The sequence below is a fragment of the Clostridium sp. UBA5119 genome (genome assembly GCF_002414285.1).
In the GTDB taxonomy this organism is placed as follows: domain Bacteria; phylum Bacillota; class Clostridia; order Clostridiales; family Clostridiaceae; genus Clostridium_J; species Clostridium_J sulfidigenes.
Genome location: NZ_DHYX01000033.1, coordinates 1 through 5,704, shown reverse-complemented (window position 1 = coordinate 5,704; position 5,704 = coordinate 1). Strand labels below are relative to the sequence as shown.

The 5,704-nt window shown below is 30.3% G+C and carries 6 protein-coding genes; 4 read left to right on the top strand and 2 right to left on the bottom strand.

Annotated elements, in window-relative coordinates; genetic code table 11:
- Window positions 1-257 precede the first annotated feature (257 nt).
- From B2671_RS04210 to glmM, 4 genes are all read left to right on the top strand, one after another.
- Window positions 258-881 (top strand): DUF4004 family protein, encoded by a 624-nt coding sequence (locus B2671_RS04210; protein ID WP_346869295.1) that lies wholly within the window; start codon window positions 258-260, stop codon window positions 879-881.
- A 34-nt stretch (window positions 882-915) separates the two neighbouring features.
- Window positions 916-1,812, top strand: coding sequence for a polymer-forming cytoskeletal protein (locus B2671_RS04205; RefSeq protein WP_346869294.1), 897 nt, complete (start codon window positions 916-918; stop codon window positions 1,810-1,812).
- Between the two features lie 40 nt (window positions 1,813-1,852).
- On the top strand, window positions 1,853-3,148 hold the full coding sequence (locus B2671_RS04200) for an MFS transporter (protein WP_346869293.1): 1,296 nt from the start codon (window positions 1,853-1,855) through the stop codon (window positions 3,146-3,148).
- Between the two features lie 216 nt (window positions 3,149-3,364).
- Entirely contained in the window at window positions 3,365-4,714 is a 1,350-nt protein-coding gene (gene glmM, locus B2671_RS04195) for a phosphoglucosamine mutase (RefSeq protein ID WP_346869292.1), read from the top strand.
- A 46-nt stretch (window positions 4,715-4,760) separates the two neighbouring features.
- Here glmM and B2671_RS04190 read toward each other — a convergent pair whose 3' ends face one another.
- On the bottom strand, window positions 4,761-5,240 hold the full coding sequence (locus B2671_RS04190; RefSeq protein ID WP_346869291.1) for a hypothetical protein: 480 nt from the start codon (window positions 5,238-5,240) through the stop codon (window positions 4,761-4,763).
- Complete coding sequence (locus B2671_RS04185; RefSeq protein ID WP_346869290.1) at window positions 5,231-5,446, bottom strand: helix-turn-helix transcriptional regulator; 216 nt, start codon at window positions 5,444-5,446, stop codon at window positions 5,231-5,233. The genes B2671_RS04190 and B2671_RS04185 overlap by 10 nt, the downstream gene beginning before the upstream one ends.
- Window positions 5,447-5,704: the final 258 nt, after the last annotated feature.

Below are 5,704 nucleotides of genomic sequence, written 5' to 3'. Positions count from 1 at the left end.
TTTAACTATTAGAACTATTGAAGCTGATGAAATTTATTTGGAAAACACCATAGCAGATGTGGTTCGTGGAGGAAAGATTACCATAGGAGAGGGGTGTAAGATTAAAAGAATAGAATACAGTGAGAGTCTTGAAAAACTAAATTCAGAATCTGTTATTGAAGAGGAAATGAAACTATAGATTTTATAATATTTTAATTACTAAAGATAAAAAGTTTAAATAGAGCTAAAAACTAAACTAAAAAAGAGGAGGAAATAAAGTGGAAGAAGAGTTAATTTCTAAAAAAGAAATATTAGATATGACGGGAATATCTTACGGACAACTGTATAGATGGAAGAGAAAAGAACTTATTCCAGAGGAGTGGTTTATAAAAAAATCAAGTTATACAGGTCAAGAAACATTTTTCCCTAGGGAAAAGATAATAAATAGAATAAATAAAATTATAGATCTTAAGGATGATATGCCTTTAGATGATTTAGCAGTTATGTTTACTAACAAACCTAAGGTAGACGATGTAAGTGAAGAGTATCTTATAGAAAAGGAAATTATAAGAGAAGAAACGTTTCCTATATATAAGGATATATTTAGAGAAAAGGAAGAATACAATTTTAAAGATGTCTTACTCATGGATATTCTTCAAAGGGAATTTGACTTAGGAAAGTTAACCATTAGTGAAATAGAAGTTATACTAAAGCTTATTAATAAGGAATATAAAAATATAGAAGAAAAGGATGGAACACTATATATCATAAGAAGATTAGGAATCGGGATTTGTGTAGTAGCATACAGAGAAAAAATAATTGTGGATGATGGTAGCAAGATCATAGGAGAAATAAACATTAAAAATACTATAGAAAATCTTAAAATGAGATTAACGCTATAGTTAATAATTAATAGTATAAAAATGGGGTGTAAAAATGAATTACGACAATTGTAATGATTTAAAAATAAATGATGACTGGATATCAGAAGGTGGAAATTATAGAGATATAAAAATAAGCGGAGATGGAACTATAAAAGGGGATGTTAATTGCAGAACTATCAATGTTAGTGGAGATGCAGAATTAAAAGGAAATGTATACTGTGAAGACTTGTTTAAGGTAAGTGGAGATGTGGACATAAAAAGTAACCTGCAATGTGGAACTTTAAGGGTTAGTGGCGATGTAGATATCCATGAAAACTTATCTGTAAAAGGAGAATTAAAGGTAAGTGGAGATGTAAATGTTGATGGAAGAGTGGATTGTGGAACTCTTAAAATAAGTGGGGATATAGATGTAAAAAGTAATCTATATTGCAGTGGTCTGTTTCATTTAAGTGGAGATGCGGATATGGGAGGAAACCTGAAAGCAGATAATATAGAAGCTTCAGGAGATATAGAATGTGGGGGTAAAATTACTGGAGTCGATATAGTCATATCTGGAGATATAACTGTAAAGGATGGCATAGAAGGAGAAAAAATAACTATAAGTGGGGATATAAACAGTAATGGACTAATAAATGGTGATGAGATATACATTACCATGTCAGGAAACCATAATATTAAAGAAATAGGTGGAAGATTTGTAGCAGTAACAGAAAGTATATCAAGGAATGGAATAATAGGTTCACTATTTTCTAATTCATTTAGAAATAAAGGAAGTCTTCAATGTGAATGTATAGAAGGAGATGACATATTACTTAAAAATTCTAAGGTAGATATAGTAAGAGGCAAAAATGTTACCATAGGAAAAGGTTCAGTAATTAACAAAGTTGAATATTCAGGGGAACTTATTATAGAAGGTAATGGAATAGTTAAAGAATCTGTAAAGATATAAGCAATTAAAAGTAAATGTACTTTACAATGAGGGGGAAATCATGGAGGATAAATTAAAAAATCATGGAGAAAATATAAGGTTATGGAATAAGAATTTTTTCTTGCTTTGGCAAGGACAACTAGTGTCTATGCTTGGAGACATATTATATATGATGGCATTAAACTTTTGGATACTAGATATTACTGGATCTACTGGACTCATGGGGCTACTAAGTGCGCTTACAATGCTACCAAGAATAGTTTTAGGACCTTTTGCAGGAGTTTTTGTAGATAAGTGGAATAGAAGAAATATTATAGTTATAACAGATTTCATAAGAGGTGTAGTTGTTACTTTCGTAGGTATTGCAGGTATATTTGGATTTATACAGATATGGATGGTGTTTGCAGTTGGGATAATTAGTGGATTATGTTCTGCTTTCTTTGGTCCAGCAGTAAGTTCTATAAAACCAGAATTAGTTCATGAGTCTAAATTTGTAAAAGCTAATTCAGTTACAAGTCTTGCAACATCTGGTATGGATATGATAGGGAGTGCTGTTGGTGGAATTATATATATTGCTATAGGTGCTCCATACATGTTTTTAGCTAATGGTATATCTTATTTAATTTCAGCTTTTACAGAGATGTTTATAACTGAACCTAAAAGAGAGAAAAAAGATGAAAAAATTACTTTTGTAGATGATTTTAAAGAAGGATTTAGATTCCTTTGGAACTTTAAGGCATTAAGAAACTTATTCTTACTTGCATCATTACTAAATCTGTTTGCTAATGCTGCATTTATATTAATACTCCCATATTTTAAAACTATGCCCTTCCTAGGTGAAGAAAGGTACGGATTTTTTATGGCAGTGATTCCTATGGGAATGTTAATAGGTAGTGGACTTTTATCAATAATTAATATAAAAAAGAATCAGAAATTTAAAATTTATAAATTTGGTGCATTGATATGTCTTGGAACATTACCTTTTGTATTTATAGTGGAAAATTTTTATGTAATGATACCTATAGCATTTATATCCTTTTTATGTAATGTAGTCTTTAATACTATATTTAATTCTGCAATAATGCTTGTAGTACCATCAGATAAGAGAGGCAAGATTGGAGCATTAATGAGTACAATAAGTGGAGGGTTACAGCCAATAGGAGCTTTAGTTGGTGGAGTCTTAGGTGAATTTTTACCTATAAGAGTAGCAGTATTATTTCTTCTAGGAATATCATTTATATTCACTATAGCTTTGGTTTTTGTTAAAGGAAGTAAAGAATTAATGGAGTATGAAAGCGGTGATGGTACTGTAGAAGAGCTTATAGAGAAAACAAATGGTATTGTATTAGAAAGTTAATATGAGATAAGAATAATATAATAAAAGCAACACAGTTTTTGTGTTGCTTTTATTCGTATAGAATGTATAATGGTAAACTGTTATTGTTATGATACATAATTTGTATTATAATTAACCTGTATGTTGTAATGAGAATTTCACATAGTAATGTAAACTTAATAGAAAAAATAAGATTATTGAAGATAAAAAATCATACTAAGAGGAGAAGATTTATATATGAGTAGAATGTTTGGAACTGATGGAGTAAGAGGAATTGCTAATAAGGAATTAACTGTAGACCTTGCATATAAACTTGGAAAAGCTGGAGCATTAGTTTTAACTCAGTGCACTAGCAAACCTAGAATAATCGTAGGAATGGATACAAGAATATCTGGAGATATGCTTGAATCAGCTTTAGTTGCAGGGATATTATCAGTAGGAGCAGAAGCTCTTTGCTTAGGAGTAGTTCCAACTCCAGCCGTTGCATATTTAACAAAAAAGTATAAGGCGGAAGCAGGGGTTGTAATATCTGCATCACATAATCCTGTTGAATATAATGGTATTAAGTTTTTTAATAAAGATGGATTTAAATTAAGTGATGAATTAGAGGATAAAATTCAAAAGTTAATAGAAAGTGATTTTGAAGGAATCCATATTCCTACAGGAGGAATGTTAGGTAGAAAATACATAGGAGAAGATGCTATAAATGACTATGTAGAATTTGCTAAATCTACTATTGATGGCGATTTAAGTGGTATGAAAATTGCTGTTGACTGTGCCAATGGTGCAGCTTATAAAACATCAGTAAAAGCATTAAAAGAACTAGGAGCAGAAGTTTTTATCATTAATAGTGATCCAGATGGAATCAACATAAATAAGGATTGTGGATCAACTCATCCTGAGGATCTAATGAAATTTGTTGTTGAAAATAGATGTAACTTAGGATTAGCTTTTGATGGAGATGCAGATAGATGCTTAGCAGTAGATGAAAAAGGAAATCTTGTAAATGGAGATTTCATGATGGTAATAGCGGCTAAACACCTTAAGTCTATAGGTAAATTAAACCATGATACAGTTGTTGTAACTGTTATGAGTAACCTTGGACTTCACATAGCTTTAAAAGAAGCTGGAATTAAGACTGTTAGTACTAAAGTTGGGGATAGATATGTATTAGAAGAGATGGCTAAAGAGGGCTATTCTATTGGAGGAGAGCAATCAGGTCACGTTATATTCTTAGATTTCAATACCACAGGAGATGGTTTAGTTTCAGGTATTCAACTTGCAGAGACAGTAAAGAGTACTGGAAAGCCTTTAAGTGAACTTTCAGCAACAATGAAGGAATTACCACAAGTATTAGTAAATGCTAAGGTGCCAAACAACATGAAGGACATCCATGAAAAAGATGAAGAAATCATGGCAGATATAAAAGCAATGGAAGATAAAATGGCAGGTTGCGGTAGAGTATTAATTAGACCTTCAGGCACAGAACCACTAGTAAGAGTAATGCTAGAAGGTGAAAATCAAGAAGAGATAGACAAAATGGCTCATGACCTAGCTAAAAAAATAGAAGAAAAAGCAAATAGATAAAATAAGACCCGTGAAATTTCACGGGTCTTTTGCTTATAAAATTCAACTAAAGTTTTTTGCTGTAGTATACTTGTAAGATAACAAATATAACCATAAATATAATAAGGACAGTCCATAGAGTCCAGAATACAGCAAGGTTAAAAATTCCAGATATCATCAAACCGATATATGCAAGAATATTTATTATAATAGCAGCAGAGTACAAAGATTTTTGTGTGATCAATTGATTTCTTTCATCTTGTTCTTCTAATCTTTTTTCTTTTAATTTCTTTTCATCTTTTAAAAGTTTTTTTATCTTAATGATAAATATTAAACCTATTGTAATTAATGAAGCACCAATTCCTGTATAAAATCCACTTAAAAAATCAGGTAGGTAATTATATTTTCCAACAGAGAATATAAAGCTAATAGCTAGAGTAGCTACTCCTAGAATAATCACAATGTAAAGTAAAGAAATTCTTTTCTTTAGTACTTTTTTATAGTCCTTATCCGTTGTTGCATTAGATATAATGGCTTTTAATAACATAAATTTTCCTCCTCTAAATCAAAAATAAAGATATCTTCAATATTCATTTCAAAATATTGAGCAATTTTATGGGACAACACCAATGAAGCGTTATACTTCCCATTTTCTAAAGAGATAATTGTTTGTCTAGTAACATCTACAGCATCAGCAAGTTCACTTTGCGTAACGCGTTTTTCTTTTCGTAGTTCTTGGATTCTATTTTTCAACTTATCACATCCTGTTCTATTAATATTATTTATAATAAATATTAGAATTTAAATGTATAGTATACTTTACAATTTAAGTATAGTAAACTTTACATTTGATGTCAAGCTTACTATACATTTTTATATTATTTTTTATATCTTAAATGTGAAAAATCTCGAAGACCGCATGGGGAGAACAACTAGTTAACTAGTTATATAGTTATATAGTAGTGCTAGTATACTTTTATGGACACAACCCAATATAAACAGTTAAAATGA